Source organism: Streptomyces sp. NPDC006134, assembly GCF_040628835.1.
GTDB lineage: Bacteria > Actinomycetota > Actinomycetes > Streptomycetales > Streptomycetaceae > Streptomyces.
Map to the genome: position 1 here is coordinate 55,108 of NZ_JBEXTV010000040.1, position 22,520 is coordinate 77,627.

The following is a 22,520-nucleotide window of genomic DNA, read 5'->3' on the forward strand; positions in this document are numbered from 1 at the left end:
GCCACAAGGCTTTCGCACATCACCCGAGGACCATCATGCTTTCGTCACCCACAAGCCGCCGCACTCTGCCCTGGGTCAGCGTGCTCGGGGCCGTCGTCCTGCTCAGCGGGTGCTCCGACACCGATTCCCGCGCCGACGGCGGGGCCGAGCCACAGGTGACCTCGATCCCCACCCTCACCGAGGCGACGGCGCTCAAGTTCCCGCTCGACGCCTATGAGGCGACGGACGAGCAGAGCCGCACCCTGGGCCGGGCACAGGGGGTCCTCACGTCCCAGTGCATGGCCCGCTTCGGCTTCCGCTACCAGGACAAGCAGGACGACCCGCCACAGGGCCCGCAGGGCAACTCCCGCCGGTTCGGGGTGAGCGACCTGAAGACGGCCTCACAGTACGGCTACCGCAACCCGCGCACCGCCCGGTCCGACCCACCGGACACGGGCCGGGGAACGCTGAGCAAGTCCGCCGAGCTCGCGCTCATGGGGGACGCGCAGGATCCCAAGCACCTGCCGGCCAGCCAGGAGGAAGCCGAGCGCCAGGGCGGCAGCACGACCAAGGTCAACAATCAGCGGATCCCGGTCGGCGGCTGCATCCGCGAGTCCTTTCTCAAGCTGTACGCCCCCAAGCCGGGCAGCGTCGACCTGCTCTACGTCTTCAATCTGCGCAATCAGGCCGACTCGGAGTACCGCGGGGACTCCCGCGTGCGCGCGGTCAACCAGAAGTGGTCCGACTGCATGGCCAAGTCCGGGTACAAGGCACGTGACCCGCACAACGCGGCCAAGGAGCTCGGCTTCGACGGCGCGCGCTCCAGCGCTCAGGCCGTCAACGCGGCCAAGACCGACGTGGTCTGCAAGCATCGGGTCAACCTGATCGGCGTCCACTACGCCGTGCTGTCCGCCTACGAGCAGCGCGCCGTCGAGAAGAACGCCGAGACCCTGAAGCTGGCGAAGGACCAACTCGACGAGCGACTCCGGCTCGCTGCGAAGCTGACCGGCTGAGGCGCCTCAGGGACGGCTCAAGCGCCTTCGTGCGGCAGCAGCGGCTTGCGTTCCACCGGGGAGACGGAACGACCCGAAGGCGGAGATCTGCTCCGGGACCTGCGCCAGGTGGATGGTGTCGGTGACGGCGACCTTGAGGACCCAGCAGTCCTCGCCGACCACGTGGTGCGCCTCCCGGACCTCGGGCGGGCGGTGAGTTCCGAAGCGCCGACGGCCATGGCGGTGTGGGACAAGTCGAGGCTAGGGGCTCCCCCAAGCACGAGCTGCCTGCCACTGGATCGCGAGCAGTCCGCACACAGTCCGCAGGACATCCGCTCGAGACAGTCGCACCCCATCACCACCCATCACCAAAAGGCCAGTTCAGGGCCCTGCGGCCACCATCGCCGCAGGGCACCGACCCACCCCATCGCCAGGAGGCCAAGAAGGCCTGAGCCGGCGCTCCGCCTCCACGACCCGCGATCGGTGCACCATCGCAGGCCGGAACGGCGAACGGAACGGCCCGGCCGCGGGAAGCGGCCGGGCCGTTCCGGCGTTTCAGGACCCATGGGGAGACGTCGGGGAGACGAGGCCAGGACGGCCGGCGCCCGCTCCCCGCGCGCCGGGTGCGGAGGAAAACGGGCCCGCAAAGGCCGCCGGCCTTCCTCCCCGGATGCCCGGTCCCGGCCGGGGACGCCCTGGCCGGCGCCGGGTACGGACGCGAACGGCTCGCCCGGCAGCGTCCGCCGGCACCGGACCGGGCGGTCCGTGAGAGCCCCCGACCAGCCCGGACGACCAGTCCGGACGACCAGCCGGGCAACGGCCGGACGACCGCCGCCGCGCCTCGCGGAGGGAGCCGTCAGGCCGTGGAGGCGGGACCGGGCGGCAGATGGACCGTCATGACCAGGTGGCAGCTCTCGGTGCCCGCGCCGCGGTAGGTGTGCGGGGTGTCGCCGTCGAAGGCGGCGGTCTGCCCGGCTTCGACGGGGTATTCGGTGCCGTCGACGACCAGGGTCATCCGGCCTGCGGTGACGCTGACGGTTTCCACGACCCCGGCCTGGTGGGGGTGGCTGGGGTATTCCTCGCCGGGCTCCAGCCGCCAGCGCCAGACCTCGACCGGGGCCGGGCCCGACGTCGTCAGCATGAGCCGGGCCTCACTGCCCCGCTCCCCGGTCCACAGCGGCGCCACGGCATCGGCGGCCACGACGCGGACGCGCCCTTCGGCCGGTCCCTCCATCAGGGCGGAGACCGAGACGCCGAGGGTGTCGGCCAGCCGGACCAGGGTGGCGAAGTTGGGGTTGCCCTGGGCCTTCTCCAGCGCCACCAGGGCGCCCTTGCTGACCTGTGCCCGCCGGCCGAGTTCGTCGAGGGACAGGCCGGCGCGGGTGCGGGCCGCCCTGACGTTGTGCGCGAGCGCCCGCAGGGCTGCGGCCGTCTCGGCCATCCGATCACCATCCTCAAGAGTGGGCCACTGCACTGCACCACACGGTCGTTTGGTTGACACCCGCCGGTCGGTGCGTTGTACGGTGCGGTCGTTCCATTGATAGTAAGGGATGCACCGTGATCGCTCTGCTGCTGGCCCTGGGCAGCTCCCTCGCCTACGGATGCGCCGACTTCCTCGGCGGCCTCGGCGCCCGTAAGGCCCACGTCCTGCGCACCGTGATGATCGCCGCTCCGGCCTCCCTCGCGGTCGAGCTGCTGCTGTGGCCGGTGCTCGGCGCCTCGTTCGGCGCGGGCGCTCTCGCCTGGGGTGCCGCGTCCGGTGTCGCCTCGGCGGCCGCGTTCGCGCTGCTCTACCGCACGCTGGCGATCGGCCCGATGAACGTGCTGTCGCCCGTGACCGCGCTGGTGTCCGCCGTGCTGCCCGTCGGCGTGGGCCTGCTCCAGGGCGAGCACCTCGGCCTGGCCGGCCTGGTGGGCCTGCCACTCGCGCTGGCGGCGGTGGTCCTGGTCAGCGCCGGACACGGCGCCGGGACGGCACGCCCGTCGCGCACCGCGCTGCTGCTGGCCTTCGGCGCGGGCGCCGCCATCGCCCTGCAACTGGTCTTCCTGCACCAGGCGCCGTCCGACAGCGGAGTGGCCCCGCTGATCATCGGCCGGGCGGTCTCCTCGGCCGTCACCCTGGCCGCGGCCGGGCTGATGCGCCGCAGGCTGGGCTCCGAGCGGCCCGCGTACGCGATGTCGGCCGCCGCGGGCGTGCTGGACTCGGTGGCGAACCTGCTGTTCCTGCTCGCCGCCCGCAGCGGGGACCTCGCCGTCGTCGCCGTGATCACCGCCCTCTACCCGGCCGGCACCGTCCTGCTCGCCCGCGGTGTCCTGGCCGAGCGCGTCCACCGCGGCCAGCTCGTGGGACTGGGCACCGCCGCCGTCGCCGTCAGCCTCCTCGCCCTCGCCTGAACCCCGCCCCGCCTCTGCAAGGAGCACCGCATGTTCATCCAGCCCCGGGACGCCGGACTGGACGAAGCCGAGTGGCAGACCTGGATCGCCGACGGACACGACTTCGGCCTCCTCAGCGTCAACGGCCCGCCCGGCCGGGCGCCCGTCGCCGTCCCCACCCACTTCACCGGCGGCGCCGGCCACCTCCTGATCCACCTCGCCCGCCCCAATCCGGTCTGGCAGACGATCGAACACGACCCGAACGTCCTGTTCACCGTCTTCGGCGACTACGCCTTCGTCTCCGGCCCCTGGCGCGCCCGGGCCGGCACCCCGCCCACCGACGGCGTTCCCACCAGCTCCTGCACGGCCGTCCAGTTCACCTGCCGCGCCCACATCGTCGACGGCCCCGAGGCCAAGGCCGAACTGCTGCGCCGCCGGCTCGCCCACTTCCAGCCCGACGGCGACCACGCCCCCGTCGCCGTCGGCCGGTCCCCCTACGGGCGGATGCTGTCCGGCATCCGCGGCCTGCGGCTGGACGTCACCGACGTCAGGGCCAAGTTCACGTACGACGACCACAAGCCCGTCGAACAGCGCGCCGACGTCGCCGGCCGCCTCACCGAACGCGGCCGGGGCCTGGACGTGCCGGCCGCTCGCCGGCAGCTCCGCCGACTGGACCGCACCGGCCCCTGGAAGCCCTGACCGATCCCGCCCCGACACACGAACGGACACCGCCCATGACCACTTTCCGCCTCGCCCCCGCCGTCGCCGACGCCTTCCCCGGCACCCTCATCGCCGTGGTCACCGCCACCGGCTTGCGCGGCCACGAGCCCTGGCCCGGCACCACCGCCGCCCTGGAAGACCTGGAGCGGCAGCTCGCCGACGGCACCTGGCGGCCCGCCGACGAGAGCGACCCGCGCATCGAGGCGTGGCACACCGCCTACCGCTCCTTCGGCACCAATCCCCGCCGCGTCCGCCCCAGCGTCGACGCGCTCGGCCGCCGCCTCGCCAAGAAGGGGAGCCTGCCGCGCATCAACCCGGCCGTCGACTCCTACAACGCCGTCTCGGTCCGCCACGGCCTGCCCGCCGGTGCCTTCGACCTGGCCCACGTCACCGGCGACGTCGACATCCGCCACGCGGACGGGACCGAGACCTTCACCCCGCTCGGCGAACCGGACACCGTCGAGCACCCCAAGCCCGGCGAGATCGTCTACGCGGACACCGACATCGTCCTGACCCGCCACTGGAACCACCGCGACGCCCACCGGACCCGTGTCACCGAGGACTCCACCCACGTCGCCTTCGTCCTCGAGACCCTCCACGCCCCCCGCGACGGCGACCTCGTGAAGGCCGCCGCCGACGAGCTGCTGGGCCTGCTCGCCCCGCACGCCGACCGGACCGCCGTGCACCACCTCGGCCCCGCACAGCCCGAGGCCACCGTCTGAGACCTGCGCCCGGTCCCGGGCCACCGCCCCCGCCGTGCCGTCGCGCCGCGGGAGGAGCCGCCCAGGCGCGCCGCTCCCAGTGGGCCGCTCCCAGCGCGCCGCTCTCAGCGGGCCGCTCTCAGCGGGCCGGCCGGCGCGGCTCGCGCCACATCGGCCACATGCGGGGGCCGTCCGGCAGGTCGAGGGGCCGGCCGGTGAGGGTGAAGCCGAGGCGTTCGTAGAGCCGGCGGCTGCGGTCGCTGCTCGCCTCCAGGTAGGCGGGCAGGTCCTCGCGGTCGCAGCGGTCGAGGACCGACTCGATCAGTGCGGTGCCGAGGCCCTCGCCCTGCCGCCCGGGGGCGACCGCGATCATCCACAGGTACGCGTGCGCCCGGCCGGAGGGATGGACGCCGGCCGTCAGCCGGCCGATCAGCTCGACGCGCTCGTTGTCCGGGTCGACGGCCGCGCGCAACCGGGCCGGACCGTCGTCGTCCGCCCCGTCGCCGCCCGCGCCGTCGGCGTGGTCGTCGGCGGGCACGGAGAGCCACAGCGCGCAGGCCGCGCCGTCCTCGGTGACGTCGATGCGCCCCTCGGCGAGCACGAGATCGGTGAAAGCGGCCATGAGCCGGTGGTGCGTCGCACGCCGGTAGGCGTCACCGGGGAAGACCCAGCCGCTGACCGGGTCGTCCTGGAAAGCGTCGTCCAGCAACCGGACGACCAGCTCCCGGTCGCCCTCCCCCGCCGTGCGGATCACCACACCCATGTCCCCACCTCTCCCCTCAACTGACTTTCTCCCTCTGGCCGTTGAAGACTAGCGGGCGGGCACGACGGAGGCGGCCGGGACACAGGGGGCGGGCCCCGCACATCGTGGGGCAGTGCGGGGCCCGCCGGGCCGGAGCCCTGGGCGGTGCGGCCGTACGCCGGTCAGGTGCCGTACGGCCCTGGCAGGGCTCCGGGATCCGGGGCCGGGCGCTCAGGTGCTGCGCCGGGTGACGAACTCGGCGAGCGCGAGCAGTCCGCCCGCCGCCTCCGGGTCGGGCACCGCGCGGGCCAGTTCGTGCATCGCGCGGGCCATCCGGTCGGACGCCTGGGTCTGCGCCCAGTCGCGCCCGCCCGCCCGTTCCACGGCCAGCGCGGTCCGCTCCAGATCCTCCTCTCCGGCGCCGTCGGCCCCGTACAGCTCCGCCAGTTCGGCGGCGGCCGGGGTGCCGGAGGTGAGCGCGGCGACCACCGGGAGGGACTTCTTGCGGGCGGCGAGATCCGCTCCGGCCGGCTTGCCGGTGCGGTGCGGGTCGCCCCATATGCCGATGACGTCGTCGATGAGCTGGAAGGCCAGCCCGGCCTCGCGGCCGAACGCGTCCAGCGCGTCGACGTCCCGGGCCCCGGCGCCCGCGTACAGCGCGCCGAGGGCGCAGGCGCAGCCCAGCAGCGCGCCGGTCTTGGCCTCGGCCATGGCGAGCACCTCGTCGAGGGTGACCTCGCCCGGCGCGCGCCGCTCCATGGCCGTGTCCGCGTGCTGCCCGGCGCACAGCTCCAGGACGCACTGCGCGAGCCGGGCGGCCGCCGCCGCGGAGGCGGGATGCGGGTCCTCGGCGAGCAGCCGCAGGGCCAGTGCCTGCAAGGCGTCCCCCGCGAGGATCGCGTCGTCGTCACCGAACACGGTCCAGGCGGTGGGCCGGTGGCGGCGGGTGGCGTCGCGGTCCATCACGTCGTCGTGGAGCAGGGTGAAGTTGTGGATCAGCTCCACCGCCGCGGCCGCCCGTACGGCCGCCGACCGGGCCGTGGGCCCGCCGAGCGCGGCGGCCGCGGCGAGGACGAGCGCGGGGCGGATCGCCTTGCCCGCGTTGTCCGCCGCCGGGGTGCCGTCCGCGTGCTCCCAGCCGAAGTGGTAGAGGGCGACCCGGCGCATCGACTCCGGCAGCGTCGCGATCGCCGCCCGCAGCTCGGGGTCGACCACCTCCCGGGCGCGGTGCAGCAGCGTCTCCGCCTCGTACCCGTCGAAGGGCCCCTCTCCGTCGTCCCAGTGCCCCCCGTCGTCCCGGTGCCCCCCGACGGGCCGGTGACCGGCCGGCGCGCCGGTGGGACGGCGCGCGTCGGTGGTGCGTTGCTTCGTCTCCGTCATGGGTTCACCCATGGGCCCCCTTCGGCAGTGAGCGGACCGTGGCGCTCTTACGGTCTGTGCGCACGTACGCCGAGGGCTTACCCGCCCCGGAGGGCGGGGACACGGCATGCGGAGCGGAATCGATCACTGCCAGCGGCCGATCTCGACGTTCTCCAGCACGCCGAGCGCGTCCGGGACCAGCACCGCGGCCGAGTAGTAGGCCGTCACCAGGTACTTGATGACGGCCTGTTCGTTGATGCCCATGAAGCGCACCGACAGACTCGGCTCGATCTCGTCGGGGATGCCGGTGGCCCGCAGGCCGATGACGCCCTGGTCCTCCTCGCCGGTACGCATCGCGATGATCGACGACGTACGGGCCTCGGTGACCGGGATCTTGTTGCACGGGTAGATCGGCACGCCGCGCCAGGTGGGGATGCGGTTGCCGCCGATGTCGATCGTCTCCGGCACGAGACCGCGCTTGTTCAGCTCACGGCCGAACGCGGCGATCGCGCGCGGGTGGGCGAGGAACAGCTTGGTGCCGCGCCGCCGGCTGAGCAGCTCGTCCATGTCGTCCGGGCTCGGCACGCCGTCGTGCGGCTGGATCCGCTGGTCGTACTCGCAGTTGTGGAGCAGGCCGAACTCGCGGTTGTTGACGAGTTCGTGCTCCTGGCGCTCCTTGAGCGCCTCCACGGTGAGCCGGAGCTGCTGCTCGGTCTGGTTCATCGGCTGGTTGTAGAGGTCGGCCACGCGCGTGTGGATGCGCAGGACCGTCTGGGCGACGCTGAGTTCGTACTCGCGGGGCCGGGCCTCGTAGTCGACGAAGGTGTGCGGGATGTCCGGCTCTCCGGTGTGGCCGGCGGCGAGGTCGATCTCCTTCTCGCCGTACTTGTTGGTGCGCTGCTGCGGGATCGAGCGCCGCTGCCGCAGGTGCTCGGCCAGGGACTCGGCCCGCTCCGCGGTCCGCTCCACCTCCTGCCGGGGCAGCACGAGGACCGTGCAGGCGGTCACCGCGCGGGCGGTGTACTCCCAGATGGCGTCCGCGTCGAGCAGTGCCTGGTCGCCGAAGTAGGCGCCGTCGGCGAGGATGCCGAGGGACTCGTCCTCCCCGTACGGGCCGGTGCCGACCTTCTCGACCCTGCCGTGCGCCAGCAGGTAGACGGCGTCGGCCTGGCTGCCGAAGGAGGCGATCACGTCGCCCGGGGCGAACTCCCGCTGCTCACAGCGCTGGGCGAGGGTGGAGAGCACCTCTTCGTCCTCGTAGGACCGCAGCGCCGGCAGCTCGCCCAGTTCCGCGGGGACGACCTCGACGCGGTCCCCGGTCTTCACGAACGTCACGCGGCCGTCGCCCACCGCGAAGGACAGGCGCCGGTTCACCCGGTACGTCCCGCCCTTCACGTCGACCCAGGGCAGCATGCGCAGCAGCCAGCGCGAGCTGATTTCCTGCATCTGGGGTGCGGACTTGGTCGTGGTGGCCAGGTTCCGCGCGGCCGCCGTACCAAGGCTCTGCTGCGGCCTGGCCTGCTCGGTGCGGACCTCTTCGCCTACCGACATAAGGAATTGCCCTCCCGGTCATGCCCGGTGCGCACCCGCGCCCGGACATCGATGTGCAGGGCCCAGCCTTCACGACGGTCCGCGATCGTGCTATTACCCGAAAGAGCGGGAATGGATCACCGCCCAGGGGGGCAGAGATAGGCGCTCATCCGGCCGCCTCGGCCCGGCGGCCCCCCGGCGCCCGGGGTTTCGCACTGTCCGGATCGGCTCGCACACGGACGCGAACGACACGAACAGGTAGTAACGATCGCTCACTTTCGGTATAGGCACCGGTACGAGCGGGCCGCGCCGGGCGGCCGTCGCCCCGTACGAAGGAGCCGGACCATGGCGAAACCCATGTCCGCGAACAGTTTCCTGAAGGCACTGAAGGCCGAGGGCCTCACCGTCGTCGAAGTCGGCGACTGGCGGCACCACAACCGCAACCACAAGGGACCGTGGGGCCCCGTCCACGGCGTCATGATCCACCACACCGTGACCAAGGGCAGCGCACGCACCGTCGAGATCTGCCGCAAGGGCTACGAGGGCCTGCCCGGGCCGCTGTGCCACGGCGTGATCACCAAAGACGGCAGAGTGCACCTCGTGGGCTACGGCCGCGCCAACCACGCCGGGTTCGGCGACGACGAGGTGCTGCGCGCGGTGATCGCCGAGAAGAGGCTGCCGCCGGACAACGAGGCCAACACCGACGGCAACCGGCACTTCTACGGCTTCGAGTGCGAGAACCTCGGCGACGGCGAGGACCCCTGGCCCGCCGCCCAGCTGGAGGCCATCGAGAAGGCCGCCGCGGCGGTCTGCCGCCACCACGGGTGGAACGAGCGGTCCGTCATCGGGCACCTGGAGTGGCAGCCGGGCAAGGTGGACCCGCGCGGGTTCACGATGGCGTCGATGCGGGGGCGGATCCGGGACCGGCTGAAGTGAACAGATGACCGGCACGTGACCGACAATGGTGCCGTGACCGGCCCGGACGTCCTCCATCCCCGCCTCCCCTCCCCGCTGCTGGAGGTGGCGGACGACCGCTTCGCCCGGCACGGTGTCCGCCTGCTGCTCAAGCGCGACGACCTGATCCATCCGGAGCTGGTCGGCAACAAGTGGCGCAAACTCGTCCCCAACCTCGCGGCGGCGGCCGGCCGGCCGATCGTCACCTTCGGCGGCGCCTACTCCAACCACCTGCGCGCCACCGCCGCCGCGGGCCGCCTCCTCGGCGTGCCCACCGTCGGCGTGGTCCGCGGCCAGGAGCTGGCCCACCGGCCGCTCAACCCGTCCCTGGCCCGCTGCGCGGCCGACGGCATGCGGCTGCACTTCGTCGACCGGGCGGCCTACCGCCGCAAGACCGAGCCCGCGACGCTGGCGGCGATCCTGCGCGCGTGCGGCGCCGAGGACGCCCACGTCGTCCCCGAGGGCGGCAGCAACGCCGCCGCGGTGCGCGGCTGCCGGGCGCTCGGGGAGGAGCTGCGGGACCAGGCCGACGTCGTCGCCGTGGCGTGCGGCACCGGGGGCACGCTGGCCGGACTGGCCGCCGGCCTCTCCCCCGGCCGGCGGGCGCTCGGCGTACCCGTCCTCAAGGGCGGCTTCCTGGCCGGCGACGTACGGCGACTCCAGGAGCGGGCGTTCGGCGGTCCGCGCGGCGACTGGCGGCTGGAGGAGCGCTTCCATTTCGGCGGCTACGCGCGCGTGCCGCCCGAACTCGACGCCTTCGCGGCGGACTTCGAGCAGCGCCACGGCCTGCCCGTGGAACGTCTCTATGTGGCCAAGTTGCTCTACGCCCTGACCGCGCTGGCCGAGGAGGGCGCCTTCGCGCGCGGGAGCACGGTCGCGGCGGTCGTCACCGGCCGCCCCTTCCCCGATCCGGGCGCGTGATCCTGCCCGGCCCCGCTCACGGGGCGGTCTCCCGGTACGCCGCCGCCTCCTCCAGGTCCAGCCGGCGCAGCAGCGTCCGGAGCATCTCGTCGTCGATGTGGCGGCCGTCGCGCAGCCTGACGAACACCTCGCGCTCGGCGCCGATCATCTCCCGGGACAGCCGCCGGTAGGTGTCGTCGGCGCTCTCGCCGGTGACCGGGTTGGGCCGGCCGAGCCGCTCCCACACGGCGTTGCGGCGGCGTTCCAGGACCGTGCGCAGGCGGTCGGCGAGCGGCCCCGGGAGCGCGTTGCGCTCGTCCGACAGCAGCTCCTCCAGGCGCTGCTCGGCGGCCCGTGAGGCCTGCGCCTGGGCGTTGGCCTCCGCGAGCGTCTCGGCCTGCACGTCCCGTCCGGGAAACCGCAGCAGGCGGATCAGCGGCGGCAGCGTCACGCCCTGCACGACCAGCGTGCCGATGACCGTGGTGAAGGTCAGGAACAGGATGAGGTCGCGTCCGGGGAAGGGCTCGCCGCCGTGCACGGTGTGCGGAATGGAGAAGGCGATCGCGAGCGAGACCACGCCGCGCATGCCCGCCCAGCCGATGACGAACGGCGCCTTCCAGGTGGTCTCCTCCTCGCGCGCGCGGATGCGCGCCGACAGCATCCGGGGCAGGAAGGTCGCCGGGTACACCCACACGAACCGGGCCGCGACGACGACCAGGAAGAGGGCGATCGCGTACCGGGCAGCGTCCGCGCCCGCGTACGCGCCCAGGCCGTCGAGGACCACGGGCAGCTGCAGTCCGATCAAGGCGAACACGGATGATTCCAGGACGAACGCCACCATCTTCCACACCGCGTCCTCCTGGAGGCGGGTGGCGAAATCGACCTCCCCCGCGCGATGGCCGAGATGGAGCGCGACGACGACCACCGCCAGGACCCCGGAGGCGTGCACCTGCTCGGCCGCCGCGTAGGCGGCGAACGGGATCAGCAGGGAGAGCGTGTTCTGCAGCAGCGCCTCCCGCACATGGGTGCGCAGCCACTGGATCGGCACCATCAGCACCAGCCCGACGCCGACGCCGCCGGCCGCGGCGATCAGGAACTCCCCGATGCCGCCCGCCCAGGTGGCGCCCTCGCCGACCGCCGCCGCCAGCGCCACCTTGTAGGCGGTGATCGCGGTGGCGTCGTTCACCAGGGACTCGCCCTGGAGGATCGTCGTGATCCGGGACGGCAGCCCCACCCGGCGCGCGACCGCCGTGGCCGCGACGGCGTCCGGCGGTGCCACCACCGCGCCGAGCACCAGTGCCGCGGTCAGCGGCAGGTCCGGCACGATCAGGTAGGCGGCCCAGCCGACGGCGAAGGTGGCGAAGAGGACGTACCCGACCGACAGCAGCGCCACCGGCCGCAGCTGCGCGCGCAGGTCCAGGTAGGAACTGTCGCCGGCCGCCGTGTACAGCAGCGGGGGCAGCAGCAGCGGCAGGACGACGTGCGGGTCGAGGGTGTAGGCGGGCACACCGGGCAGGTACGACACCGCCAGTCCGGCGGCGACCAGCAGCAGCGGCCCCGGCACCGGGGTGCGCCGGGCCGCCGCGGCGACCGCCGCGCTCCCCGCCACCAGCAACAGCAGCGGCATCACGTCCATGCGCCCTCGCCCGCCTCTTCTCCCGCGCGGTCGCCCGCACACCCGTCGTAATCTGGCAATCATGAAACAGTGCACGCACGCCGACGCGCTGCCGCACCCGGAACCCGAGCCGCTGAGCGGGACCTGCCCCGAATGCCTGGCCGAGGGCACGGACCCGGTGCAGCTGCGGCTCTGCCTCACCTGCGGTCACGTCGGCTGCTGCGACTCCTCGCCCGGGCGGCACGCGACGGAGCACCACGAGGACACCGGCCACCCGGTGATGCGGACCTTCGAACCCGGGGAGAACTGGCGCTGGTGCTTCGTCGACCACGTCCTCGTGTGACCCCGGCCCGGGACGGTTCGACCGCCTGACGTCTGGGTACGTCAATCCGGCGCGCGCTCTGCCGATTTGGGCCCGCCCAACCCCTAGCCACTGTGCGTATTCGCGTGTTTACTATGAGTGACAGCAAGGGGTTGGGGTCTCGGGGACAGGAATGTTCGGAGCGCGATAACGTCACCGCTGAACCACGTATCGCGTTACCCCGAGGGGCGACCCTCGGCCCTGAAACACTTGTACCACCTTGGAGGTGAGGGTGTCCCAGATCGCAGGCGAGCCCGTGACCCAGGACTTCGTCGAAGTCCGGCTGCCGGCTGCGGGTGCCTACCTGTCGGTGCTGCGGACGGCCACGGCCGGTCTCGCGGCCCGTTTGGACTTCACCCTCGACGAGATCGAGGACCTGCGCATCGCGGTGGACGAGGCCTGCGCGATCCTGCTCCAGCAGGCCGTGCCCGGCTCGGTCCTCAGCTGTGTCTTCCGCCTCGTCGACGACTCGCTCGAGGTCACCGTCTCGGCGCCGACCACCGACGGTCACGCCCCCTCGCGGGACACCTTCGCCTGGACCGTCCTGTCCGCCCTCGCGGGCAAGGTCTCCTCCGCCGTGGACGAGGACAAAACCGTTTCGATCAGCCTCTACAAACAGCGCGGCGCGGGACCCGGGCCGGCGTGAGGAACGGGGACGGGCCGGTGCGGGACGAAGAGCGCGGCACACGGGAGCTGCCGGCCGAGGGCGCACGTTCTCCGAACGAGGCCCCGCGCACGGCGGACGGCATCGACGGCATCCCCGAGCAGGCCCGGCCGCACCCGGAGGACGCCCCCGTGGGGGCCGGCCTCCCGGCGGACGGGCAGCGGGCCGGGGACGAGGACGGTGCCGTGCGGAGCGCGCCCGCGGACGGGCGGATCGGGGGCACCCCCGTCCGGCCGGTCCGGGCTCGGGCGCGGGCTCGGGAAAGGGCGACGGGCGGGACGATGAGCGAGCACGAGCGACACTCCGAGGACGAGGCGCCGGCCGCGCGCGGCGCCCAGGGCACGCACGATCCGCAGGACCGCAGCGGGGCGCGCGCCCTCTTCACCGAGCTGCGCGCGCTGGAGAAGGACAGCCCCGAGTACGCGGAGCTGCGCAACCGGCTGGTCCGCATGCACCTGCCGCTCGTCGAGCACCTCGCGCGCCGCTTCCGCAACCGCGGCGAGCCGCTGGACGACCTGACCCAGGTCGCCACCATCGGGCTGATCAAGTCCGTCGACCGCTTCGACCCGGACCGCGGGGTGGAGTTCTCGACGTACGCGACCCCGACGGTGGTCGGCGAGATCAAGCGGCACTTCCGCGACAAGGGCTGGGCGGTGCGGGTGCCGCGCCGGCTGCAGGAGCTGCGCCTGTCCCTGACGACGGCGACGGCCGAGCTCTCCCAGCTGCACGGCCGCTCCCCCACGGTCCACGAGCTCGCCGAGAAGCTGTCGATCTCGGAGGAGGAGGTCCTGGAGGGCCTGGAGTCCGCGAACGCGTACTCCACGCTGTCGCTGGACGTGCCCGACACCGACGACGAGTCCCCGGCGGTCGCGGACACCCTCGGCGCCGAGGACGAGGCGCTGGAGGGCGTGGAGTACCGGGAGTCGCTCAAGCCGCTGCTGGAGGACCTGCCGCCGCGCGAGAAGCGGATCCTGCTGCTGCGCTTCTTCGGCAACATGACCCAGTCGCAGATCGCGCAGGAGGTCGGCATCTCCCAGATGCACGTCTCCCGGCTGCTGGCGCGCACGCTGGCGCAGCTGCGGGAGAAGCTCCTCGTCGAGGAGTAGCGGGCGAGGAGTGGCAGGAGGTGCCGGAAAGCGGCCGGTGAGAAGTCCGGGAGCGGCCGAGGGGTGAGCCCCGGCTCCCCGGTGGATCACTTCGGCGCGTTGCCGGGCCCCCGGATCCCGAGGGCCCGGGTCGTCTCGGGGTGCACGATCAGGACGAGCGCCGCCACGGCCACCACCGCGAGCGCGATCCCCGCCGGGATGGCGATGCTGTCGGCCTGCAGCAGGTTGTAGGCCACGGGCAGCGCCATGATCTGCGTGATGACGGCGGGGCCCCGGCTCCAGCCGCGCCGGCCGAGCAGTCCGCGGGCGGCGAGCAGCGGCAGCAGGGCGAGGACGATCAGGGTGACACCGCCGGTGACGGCCGAGGTCCGGTCGTCGGGGTGGCCCGTGAGCCCCGCCACCAGCATCCAGGCGCCGCCGACGACGAGTGCCAGCCCCTCCAGAGCGTTGAGTCCGGCCGCCGCGGTCAGCCGTCCCGGACGGGAATCCGTCTCCACGGCGGACTCGGCGGCTTCGGGGGCGGGGGTCTGCTCACTGCTCACCCCTGAAGGGTAGCCCGCACGGCGCGAACGCCCGCGGACAGGTCCGCGGGGGCGCTCGCCGGCCCCTGCCCGGCTCCCGTCCGATCACCACCTCGGTCTGGGCCCGGTACCGCCCAGTAGGTACCCTGCAACCCATGCGTGCACTTCTCGTGGTCAATCCGGCGGCTACCACCACGAGTGCGCGTACGCGCGACGTACTGATCCGCGCGCTCGCCAGCGAGATGAAGCTGGAGGCGGTCACCACGGAGTACCGCGGTCACGCCCGCGACCTCGGCCGGCAGGCGGCCGAGAGCGAGGACGTCGACCTGGTGGTGGCCCTCGGCGGCGACGGCACGGTCAACGAGGTCGTCAACGGGCTGCTGCACGCCGGCCCCGACCCGGAGCACCTGCCCGGCCTCGCCGTGGTCCCCGGCGGCTCCACCAACGTCTTCGCCCGCGCCCTCGGCCTGCCCAACCACGCCGTGGAGGCCACTGGCGCCCTGCTGGACGCGCTGCGCCAGGGCGGCGAGCGCACCGTCGGGCTGGGCCTGGCCTCCGGCACGCCGGGCTCGGAGGACGAGGCGGTGCCGGCCCGCTGGTTCACCTTCAACGCCGGTCTGGGGTTCGACGCCGGTGTGGTCGGCCGGGTCGAGCAGCACCGCGAACGCGGCAAGAAGTCGACGCACGCGCTGTACGTACGGCAGGTGGTGCGCCAGCTCGTCGGGGAGCCGCACCGCCGCAGCGGGACGATCAGCCTGGAGCGGGCCGGCGAGGAACCGGTCACCGACCTGGTGCTGTCCATAGTCTCGAACACCTCGCCGTGGACGTTTCTCGGCAATCGCCCGATCTACGCGTCGCCTAAGGCCTCGTTCGATACCGGGCTCGATGTCTTCGGTCTCAGCCGCCTGTCCACGGCCGCGGTTGCCCGGTATGGCACCCAGTTGCTCACTTCGTCCCCCGAGCGCGGACCCCATGGCAGGCATGCGGTCTCACTGCACGATCTGACCGAGTTCACCTTGCAATCGAAGGTGCCGCTGCCCCTCCAGATGGACGGTGACCACCTGGGGCTGCGGACAAGCGTGACGTTCACAGGCGTACGCCGTGCACTGCGTGTGATTGTGTGAGCAGAAGGGGCCAAAGTCCTTTCACTCGAACGTTTAGGCCAGGATCCACCCCATGGAAGTACGGCTGTGACCTAGTCGACACCGAAGAATCAAAAAAAACTTTCCGGAAGGGGTTGTATCCGCCGCTGAGGTTTGCGAGTCTCTAGGAGGCGATCGGGACGGCCCGCAACACCGGCCTCCACAGATCGCCAGAACCCCTCTCCAAACCAAGGACCCACGCCGGGGAACCGGCGGTAGGCCCTTCACTTGTTGAGGGATTCGTGAAAGCGTTCACATTCACAAGCAACCTGCACAGTCATACCAAGGAGAGGTAGCAGCCATGGACTGGCGTCACCGCGCCGTTTGCCGCGAGGAAGACCCCGAGCTCTTCTTCCCCATCGGCAACACCGGTCCTGCGCTGCTGCAGATCGAGGAAGCCAAGGCCGTCTGCCGTCGCTGCCCGGTGATCGAGCAGTGTCTGCAGTGGGCGCTCGAGTCCGGCCAGGACTCCGGCGTCTGGGGTGGTCTCAGCGAGGACGAGCGCCGCGCGATGAAGCGCCGCGCCGCCCGCAACCGGGCCCGTCAGGCCTCCGCCTGACCGGCCACCCCCTGCTGACAGCCTGAGCTTGGCGGCGCGTACAGCGCGTACGCAACCCCCGCCCCCGAGCCGCAGCGCGCAGTACCCCCGATGCTCCCCCGCTCGTCGACTTCGCTCGAACCGGGGGAACCGCCATCGCACGAGCACTGGCCCCGGACCACCCCTGGTGGTCCGGGGCTTTTTGCCGTCCGTCACCCCGAGGCGCAACTCCCCCGCGCCTCAAGGGAGTCGGGCGGGACGCCGCCCCCGGCGGCAGCCCGGTCCTTCTACTTCTGTGCCCGGGCCGGGATGTCCAGGATCACCCGCGTGCCGCGCCCGGGAGCCGGGACCATGTCGAAGGTGCCGCCGAGCTCGCCCTCCACCAGGGTGCGGACGATCTGCAGCCCGAGGTTGCCGGAGCGGTGCGGGTCGAAGCCCTCCGGCAGGCCCACGCCGTCGTCCTGGACGGTCACCAGCAGGCGGGCCTCCTTCACTGTGCCGCCACGGACCGCGGAGACCTCGACCGTTCCGGTGTCGCCCTCGCGGAACCCGTGCTCCAGGGCGTTCTGGAGGATCTCGGTCAGCACCATCGACAGCGGTGTGGCGACCTCGGCGTCCAGGATGCCGAAGCGGCCGGTGCGCCGGCCGGTGACCTTGCCCGGGGAGATCTCGGCGACCATCGCCAGCACGCGGTCGGCGATGTCGTCGAACTCCACGCGCTCGTCGAGGTTCTGCGACAGCGTCTCGTGCACGATCGCGATGGAGCCGACCCGGCGCACGGCCTCTTCGAGAGCCTCGCGCCCACGGTCGGACCCTATGCGCCGGGCCTGGAGGCGGAGCAGGGCGGCCACCGTCTGGAGGTTGTTCTTCACCCGGTGGTGGATCTCCCGGATGGTGGCGTCCTTTGTGATCAATTCGCGTTCACGGCGCCGCAGTTCGGTCACATCGCGCAGCAGCACCAGCGAACCGATGCGCGTGCCCTTGGGCTTGAGGGGGATCGCGCGGAACTGGATCACGCCGTCGTGGGCCTCGATCTCGAACTCGCGCGGTGCCCAGCCGCTGGCGACCTTGGCGAGCGCCTCGTCCACCGGACCGCGGGACGGGGCGAGTTCGGCGGTGGTCCTGCCGAGGTGGTGGCCGACCAGGTCGGCGGCGAGGCCCATGCGGTGGTACGCCGACAGCGCGTTCGGGGAGGCGTACTGGACGATGCCGTCCGCGTCCAGCCGGATCAGGCCGTCGCCGACCCGGGGCGAGGCGTCCATGTCGACCTGCTGGTTCTCGAACGGGAAGGCGCCGGCCGCGATCATCTGCGCGAGGTCGGAGGCGCTCTGGAGGTACGTGAGCTCCAGGCGGCTCGGGGTGCGCACGGTGAGCAGGTTGGTGTTGCGCGCGATGACACCGAGGACGCGGCCCTGACGCCGTACGGGGATCGACTCGACGCGGACCGGGACCTCCTCGCGCCACTCCGGGTCGCCCTCGCGGACGATCCGCCCCTCGTCGAGGGCGACGTCCAGCATGGGGCGCCGGCCGCGCGGGACGAGGTGGCCGACCATGTCGTCCTGGTACGAGGTCGGGCCGGTGTTGGGGCGCATCTGCGCGACCGAGACGTACCGGGTGCCGTCGCGGGTGGGGACCCACAGGACCAGATCGGCGAAGGAGAGGTCGGAGAGGAGCTGCCACTCCGAGACCAGCAGGTGGAGCCACTCGAGGTCGGAGTCGTCGAGAGCGGTGTGCTGGCGTACGAGTTCGTTCATGGAGGGCACGTGTGTGAGCGTACCCGCACGTTTGGGCATCGCTCGAAACCGGCCACCGCGGGCGCGGAGACACCCGCGGGCCGCGGCGCCTGAGAGGGACCCTCAACCCTCCCGGCACCGCAGCCCGGAGCAACATCGGCCGTGGGTGTGCGGTCCCGGTCGGCCGAAGGGTGAGGACCCGGGGCAGTCAGGGCAGAGAGCTCCGGTTCCTCGGTCCGCCCTCCTGTGCGGGGAAGGCGGAAGTCCGACGTTCACCTCGTGCGAGGTGCCGTGGTCGCCATTGTGGACTAGACCACTGTCCGTGTCCATGCGGCGGACGGTGTTCGTCGCGTTCGTTCGTCGTGCTCGTCCGCCGCGGTCGCTTCCAGTCGTGCTCGTCCACCGGCACTCGTTCAACAGTGCCCGTCCAACGGTGCCCGTCCAACGGTGCTCGTTCAACGGTGCCCATCCAACGATGCTCGTTCAACGGCGCTCATCCATCAGCGCCCGGACGTCCGGGCACCCGGATGAAGCCTAACTCCGTTGGCTCATGTGCGGGGCCAGACGGTCATGGCAATTTCGGCGAGCGCCTCCAGTTCCTCGCGGGTCGCGCCGTCGCGGGCCTGCTGGGACATGCCCTGGATCATCGCGCCGGTGTGCCGGGCGAGGGCGGCGGCGTCGGTGTCCGGCGGCAGCAGGCCGGCGTCGACGTCGGCCCGGATGCGGCGCTCGAACGCGGCGATGTTCGCGTTGCGCCGGCGGCGCAGGGACTCCTCGACCTCCGGGGTGGAGCAGTTGGCGGCGGCGTGGATCACCATGCAGCCGTGCGGGCGGCCGGGGGCCGTGTACTCGGCGGCGGCCTCGCGCAGCGTGCGTTCCACGGCCGCGCGGGCGGTGGGCTCCTCGGCCAGGGCGCGGTCACCGAAGGAGCCGTACCGCTCGCCGTAGACCTGCACGGCCTCCTCGAACAGGGACCTCTTGTCACCGAAGGCCGCGTAGAGGCTCGGCGCGCCGATGTCCATCGCGCCGGTCAGGTCGGAGACGGACGTGGCCTCGTAGCCGCGTTCCCAGAAGGCCATCAGGGCCTTCTCCAGGGCCGTGGCGCGGTCGAAGGAGCGGGGGCGGCCACGGGGGCGGGGGGTGCGTGCCGCCCCCATGGCCGCCTGCTTCGTCCCTGCGGCCGCCTGCTTCGTCCCTGCAGCCGCCCGCTCCGTCTCTGCGGCGGTCCGCTCCGCCCCCGTCCCGGTCCGCCCGGCGTCCGGGCCGCCTTCCCGCCGTTCGCTGCTCACCATGGGATGCATTTTATAGCGGGCACTAGATAAATGTCGGCGGGCCGTTGTACGGTTTTTCTGTAGCGACCGCTAGAGAAATGAGGAGGGGGCGCCGGTATGGGCGTGCTCACGGGCAGGACGGCTCTCGTGACGGGGGCGAGCAGAGGGATCGGGCGCGGGATCGCCGAGCGGCTGGGGCGTGACGGCGCACGGGTCGCGGTGCACTACGGCAGGAACGAGACGGCGGCGAAGGAGACGGTCGCCGCGATCGAGGCGGCGGGCGGCTCGGCGTTCGCGATCGGGGTGGAGCTGGGGGCGCCCGGGGACGCCGAGGCACTGTGGGAGGAGTTCGACCGGCACGCGGACGGGCTGGACATCCTGGTGAACAACGCCGGGATCGGCAGCGCGCGGCCGATCGGGGAGATAACGGAGGAGGAGTTCGACCGGGTCTTCGCCGTGAACGTGAAGGCGCCGTTCTTCATCCTCAAGCACGGCCTGACGCGGCTGCGGGACGGCGGCCGGGTCGTCAACATCTCGTCGGGGCTCGCCCGCACGGCGGTGATGCCGGACAACGTGGCGTACGCGATGTCGAAGGGCGCGCTGGACGTGTTCTCCCGGGACCTGTCCAAGATCCTGGGAGCGCGGAGGATCACGGTGAACTCGCTGGCGCCCGGGATCATCGAGACGGACAACACGGCCGAGCTGCTGCACGGGAGCCCCGACGGCTGGGCGAAGGCCGCGGCGATCTCCGCGCTGGGCGGGGTGGGCAGCCCGGCCGACGTCGCCGACGTGGTGGCGTTCCTGGTCTCGGACGGCGGCAGGTGGATGACGGGGGGCTGGGTGGACGTGACGGGGGGTTCGCTGACGTAGGCGGCGCGGAACGGCGCAGGAGAAGGCCGGCGTCAGTGTGTCTCGGTCACCTTCGCCAGGGCGCGGGGCGCGTCCGGGTCCTGGCCGCGGGCGATGGTGATCTCGTAGGCCAGGAGCTGGAGGGGGATGATCTCCAGGACGGCCTGGAGTTCCTCGGGCACCCCCTCGGTGGGCAGGACGAACCCGGCCGACGCCTTCTCGACGTGGCGCCGGGGGCCGACCACCATCAGATCGGCGCCCCGGCCGCGCAGGCGGTCGAGGACGGGCTGGAGGGCCTCGCCGCCCTTGCCGGCGGTGACGACCGCGATCACCGGTGACACGTTGTCGACCATGGCGAGCGGGCCGTGGAGCAGATCGGCGCCGGAGTAGGACAGGGCGGGGATGTAGCTGGTCTCCATCAGCTTCAGGGCGGCCTCCCTGGCGGTGGGGTAGCCGTAGCCGCGGGAGGTGATCACCATGCGCTCGGCGAAGCGGTAGCGGGCGGCGAGGGCGCGGACCTCGTCGTGCCGGCCGAGGAGCTGTGCGGCGAGGTCGGGCAGGACCTGCGCGGGGGCCCCGTCGCCGCCGCGCAGGCCCTCGGCAAAGAGGTAGAGCGTGAGGAGGGAGGCGGTGTAGGTCTTGGTCGCGGGGAGGGCCTTCTCCGGTCCGGCCATGATGTCGATGTGGTACTCGGAGACGCCGGCCAGGGAGGAGTCGGGGTTGTTGGTGACCGCCAGCGTGATCGCGCCGGCCTCGCGCGCGGCGCGGGTGGAGGCCACCAGGTCCGGGGAGCCGCCCGACTGGCTGACGGTGACGGCGAGGACGTCGGTGAGGTCGGGGCGGGCGCCGTAGGCCGTGATGGTCGACATGGAGGTCAGGCCGCAGGGCAGGCCGAGACGGATCTCCAGCAGGTACTTGGCGTACAGGGCGGCGTTGTCGGAGGTGCCGCGGGCGGTCAGCAGGACGAAGCGGGGAGAGCGGGCGGCGATCTCCTCGGCCACCCGGCGGACGGCGGGGGCGCCCTCGGCGAGGATCCGGCGCAGGACGGCGGGCTGCTCGGCCATCTCCCGGGCCATGATCCGGCCGGGGAGCTCGCGGTGGTCGTCCGGTGCGGTGGCGGTCATGCGGTTCCTCCCGGGTCGCGGGCGCGGTGCCTGTGCCTGTGCCTGTGCCTGTGCCTGTGCCTGTGCCGTCCATTGCACTCCCTCCGCGTCGGGAGCGCCCGCGCTGGGCGGCGACCGGGCGGCCGGACGGGCGGTGTCCCGGGGAGGAGGGCCTCCCGGCAGGTCCGGGAGGCCCTGGGAGAAAGGTCCGCGAGGACCTGGGAGGTGGGGCCGGGGGCCTGAGAGGAGGGGTCGGGGGCCTGGGAGGTGGGGTCGGGGGCCTGGGAGGTGGGGCCGGGGGCCTGAGAGGGAGGCCGGGGGCCTGAGAGGGAGGCCGGGGGGCTGGGAGGAGGGGCGGGGGGCTGGGAGGAGGGGCCGGGAGGGTCCGGGAGGTGGGTCGGAGAGGCCCTGGGAGGAGGCGTGCCGCTCTGTTAGATTGGTCTAAACCACATAGCCCTTCGGGTGCTCTCGAACTCCCCTCTTCGAAACGGCAGGCCAGCGTGGAAGTTGTCATCGTTCCCGACGCCAGGGCGGGCGGCGAGCTCATAGCCGAGGCCATGGCGCAGCTGCTCCGGCGCAAGCCCGACGCCCTGCTCGGAGTGGCCACCGGCTCGACGCCGCTGCCCGTGTACGAGGCGCTCGCAGCCAAGGTGCGCTCGGGTGCCGTGGACACCTCGCGCGCCCGGATCGCCCAGCTCGACGAGTACGTGGGGCTGCCTGCGGAGCACCCGGAGTCCTACCGCTCGGTGCTGCGGCGGGAGGTGCTGGAGCCGCTCGGGATCGGCATGGACGCGTTCATGGGCCCCGACGGGACGGCCGAGGACGTGCAGGGGGCCTGCGAGGCGTACGACAGGGCGCTGGCCGAGGCCGGCGGGGTGGACCTCCAGCTGCTGGGGATCGGCACCGACGGGCACATCGGCTTCAACGAGCCCTGCTCGTCGCTGGCCTCGCGGACCCGGATCAAGACGCTGACCGAGCAGACCCGGATCGACAACGCGCGCTTCTTCGACGGTGACATCGGGCAGGTGCCGCACCACGTGATCACGCAGGGCATCGGCACGATCCTGGAGGCGCGGCACCTGGTGCTGCTCGCCACCGGGGAGGGCAAGGCGGACGCGGTCGCCGCGACCGTCGAGGGTCCCGTCGCGGCCGTGTGCCCGGCCTCCGCGCTCCAGCTGCACCCGCACGCCACGGTCGTCGTCGACGAGGCCGCCGCGTCCAAGCTGAAGCTCGCCGACTACTTCCGGCACACCTACGCCAACAAGCCCGCCTGGCAGGGGATCTGACCCCGTCCGTCATCGTCCGTCCCCAGGGACACGCGCTTCAGGACGGCGGAAGGCGCCGGTCCTCCTCGGCCGAGGAGGACC

General features: G+C 72.7%; 22 protein-coding genes and 1 pseudogene. 13 read left to right on the top strand and 10 right to left on the bottom strand.

The genetic code is table 11. From position 1 onward, the window contains the following. Positions 1-35 precede the first annotated feature (35 nt). On the top strand, positions 36-992 hold the full coding sequence (locus ABZ340_RS24540; RefSeq protein WP_358783966.1) for a hypothetical protein: 957 nt from the start codon (positions 36-38) through the stop codon (positions 990-992). 17 nt (positions 993-1,009) lie between these two features. Here the strand turns inward: ABZ340_RS24540 and ABZ340_RS24545 are convergent. Together ABZ340_RS24545 and ABZ340_RS24550 are read right to left on the bottom strand one after the other, a co-directional pair. Beyond that, positions 1,010-1,190, bottom strand: a pseudogene (locus tag ABZ340_RS24545) (Lrp/AsnC ligand binding domain-containing protein); the annotation flags it as partial. 637 nt (positions 1,191-1,827) lie between these two features. Further along, on the bottom strand, positions 1,828-2,412 hold the full coding sequence (locus tag ABZ340_RS24550; RefSeq protein ID WP_358783967.1) for an XRE family transcriptional regulator: 585 nt from the start codon (positions 2,410-2,412) through the stop codon (positions 1,828-1,830). A gap of 116 nt (positions 2,413-2,528) precedes the next feature. Between ABZ340_RS24550 and ABZ340_RS24555 the strand changes: the two genes are divergently transcribed. The 3 genes from ABZ340_RS24555 to ABZ340_RS24565 are packed head-to-tail and all read left to right on the top strand — an operon-like array spanning position 2,529 to position 4,786. Next, positions 2,529-3,365 (top strand): DMT family transporter, encoded by an 837-nt coding sequence (locus ABZ340_RS24555; protein ID WP_358783968.1) that lies wholly within the window; start codon positions 2,529-2,531, stop codon positions 3,363-3,365. Between the two features lie 30 nt (positions 3,366-3,395). After that, positions 3,396-4,043: an FMN-binding negative transcriptional regulator gene (locus ABZ340_RS24560; RefSeq protein WP_358783969.1), complete on the top strand. Its 648-nt coding sequence runs from the start codon at positions 3,396-3,398 to the stop codon at positions 4,041-4,043. Positions 4,044-4,078: 35 nt separating this feature from the next. After that, positions 4,079-4,786, top strand: a complete 708-nt coding sequence (locus tag ABZ340_RS24565) for a phenylalanine--tRNA ligase beta subunit-related protein (protein WP_358783970.1) — start codon at positions 4,079-4,081, stop codon at positions 4,784-4,786. 118 nt (positions 4,787-4,904) lie between these two features. On the opposite strand, the gene ABZ340_RS24570 is transcribed toward ABZ340_RS24565, so the two are convergent. From ABZ340_RS24570 to ABZ340_RS24580, 3 genes are all read right to left on the bottom strand, one after another. Continuing rightward, positions 4,905-5,528: a GNAT family N-acetyltransferase gene (locus ABZ340_RS24570; RefSeq protein ID WP_358783971.1), complete on the bottom strand. Its 624-nt coding sequence runs from the start codon at positions 5,526-5,528 to the stop codon at positions 4,905-4,907. A gap of 210 nt (positions 5,529-5,738) precedes the next feature. After that, complete coding sequence (locus ABZ340_RS24575; protein WP_358783972.1) at positions 5,739-6,887, bottom strand: family 2 encapsulin nanocompartment cargo protein polyprenyl transferase; 1,149 nt, start codon at positions 6,885-6,887, stop codon at positions 5,739-5,741. A gap of 123 nt (positions 6,888-7,010) precedes the next feature. Continuing rightward, positions 7,011-8,417 carry a family 2B encapsulin nanocompartment shell protein gene (locus ABZ340_RS24580; RefSeq protein ID WP_358783973.1) on the bottom strand — a complete coding sequence of 469 codons (1,407 nt, stop codon included), beginning with the start codon at positions 8,415-8,417 and terminating at the stop codon, positions 7,011-7,013. 336 nt (positions 8,418-8,753) lie between these two features. On the opposite strand from ABZ340_RS24580, the gene ABZ340_RS24585 reads away from it, so the two are divergent. Together ABZ340_RS24585 and ABZ340_RS24590 are read left to right on the top strand one after the other, a co-directional pair. Next, on the top strand, positions 8,754-9,332 hold the full coding sequence (locus tag ABZ340_RS24585) for an N-acetylmuramoyl-L-alanine amidase (protein ID WP_358783985.1): 579 nt from the start codon (positions 8,754-8,756) through the stop codon (positions 9,330-9,332). A 33-nt stretch (positions 9,333-9,365) separates the two neighbouring features. Then, positions 9,366-10,271, top strand: coding sequence for a pyridoxal-phosphate dependent enzyme (locus ABZ340_RS24590; protein WP_358783974.1), 906 nt, complete (start codon positions 9,366-9,368; stop codon positions 10,269-10,271). Between the two features lie 16 nt (positions 10,272-10,287). Here the strand turns inward: ABZ340_RS24590 and ABZ340_RS24595 are convergent, their stop codons facing one another. Beyond that, positions 10,288-11,886: a Na+/H+ antiporter gene (locus ABZ340_RS24595; RefSeq protein WP_358783975.1), complete on the bottom strand. Its 1,599-nt coding sequence runs from the start codon at positions 11,884-11,886 to the stop codon at positions 10,288-10,290. A gap of 61 nt (positions 11,887-11,947) precedes the next feature. Here ABZ340_RS24595 and ABZ340_RS24600 point away from each other — a divergent pair, with 61 nt between their 5' ends. From ABZ340_RS24600 to ABZ340_RS24610, 3 genes are all read left to right on the top strand, one after another. Then, the gene (locus ABZ340_RS24600; RefSeq protein WP_358783976.1) at positions 11,948-12,208 is read left to right on the top strand and encodes a UBP-type zinc finger domain-containing protein; all 261 of its coding nucleotides are present in this window, start codon (positions 11,948-11,950) and stop codon (positions 12,206-12,208) included. A 250-nt stretch (positions 12,209-12,458) separates the two neighbouring features. Further along, on the top strand, positions 12,459-12,872 hold the full coding sequence (locus tag ABZ340_RS24605) for a hypothetical protein (RefSeq protein ID WP_055624136.1): 414 nt from the start codon (positions 12,459-12,461) through the stop codon (positions 12,870-12,872). A 17-nt stretch (positions 12,873-12,889) separates the two neighbouring features. Further along, complete coding sequence (locus ABZ340_RS24610; protein WP_358783977.1) at positions 12,890-13,996, top strand: RNA polymerase sigma factor SigF; 1,107 nt, start codon at positions 12,890-12,892, stop codon at positions 13,994-13,996. 86 nt (positions 13,997-14,082) lie between these two features. Here the strand turns inward: ABZ340_RS24610 and ABZ340_RS24615 are convergent, their stop codons facing one another. Continuing rightward, entirely contained in the window at positions 14,083-14,538 is a 456-nt protein-coding gene (locus ABZ340_RS24615; protein WP_358783978.1) for a hypothetical protein, read from the bottom strand. 134 nt (positions 14,539-14,672) lie between these two features. Between ABZ340_RS24615 and ABZ340_RS24620 the strand changes: the two genes are divergently transcribed. After that, positions 14,673-15,641: a diacylglycerol kinase family protein gene (locus ABZ340_RS24620; RefSeq protein WP_358783979.1), complete on the top strand. Its 969-nt coding sequence runs from the start codon at positions 14,673-14,675 to the stop codon at positions 15,639-15,641. A gap of 319 nt (positions 15,642-15,960) precedes the next feature. Then, positions 15,961-16,218, top strand: a complete 258-nt coding sequence (locus ABZ340_RS24625; protein ID WP_029383210.1) for a WhiB family transcriptional regulator — start codon at positions 15,961-15,963, stop codon at positions 16,216-16,218. 266 nt (positions 16,219-16,484) lie between these two features. Here ABZ340_RS24625 and ABZ340_RS24630 read toward each other — a convergent pair whose 3' ends face one another. Both ABZ340_RS24630 and ABZ340_RS24635 read right to left on the bottom strand, forming a co-directional pair. Further along, complete coding sequence (locus tag ABZ340_RS24630; protein WP_358783986.1) at positions 16,485-17,951, bottom strand: PAS domain-containing sensor histidine kinase; 1,467 nt, start codon at positions 17,949-17,951, stop codon at positions 16,485-16,487. A 527-nt stretch (positions 17,952-18,478) separates the two neighbouring features. Beyond that, positions 18,479-19,087 carry a TetR/AcrR family transcriptional regulator gene (locus tag ABZ340_RS24635; protein WP_358783987.1) on the bottom strand — a complete coding sequence of 203 codons (609 nt, stop codon included), beginning with the start codon at positions 19,085-19,087 and terminating at the stop codon, positions 18,479-18,481. A 231-nt stretch (positions 19,088-19,318) separates the two neighbouring features. Between ABZ340_RS24635 and ABZ340_RS24640 the strand changes: the two genes are divergently transcribed. Then, positions 19,319-20,071, top strand: coding sequence for an SDR family oxidoreductase (locus ABZ340_RS24640; protein ID WP_358783980.1), 753 nt, complete (start codon positions 19,319-19,321; stop codon positions 20,069-20,071). Between the two features lie 32 nt (positions 20,072-20,103). Here ABZ340_RS24640 and ABZ340_RS24645 read toward each other — a convergent pair whose 3' ends face one another. Further along, positions 20,104-21,174, bottom strand: coding sequence for an SIS domain-containing protein (locus tag ABZ340_RS24645; protein WP_358783981.1), 1,071 nt, complete (start codon positions 21,172-21,174; stop codon positions 20,104-20,106). Positions 21,175-21,653: 479 nt separating this feature from the next. On the opposite strand from ABZ340_RS24645, the gene nagB reads away from it, so the two are divergent. Then, on the top strand, positions 21,654-22,439 hold the full coding sequence (nagB, locus tag ABZ340_RS24650; RefSeq protein WP_358783982.1) for a glucosamine-6-phosphate deaminase: 786 nt from the start codon (positions 21,654-21,656) through the stop codon (positions 22,437-22,439). Positions 22,440-22,520 lie beyond the last annotated feature (81 nt).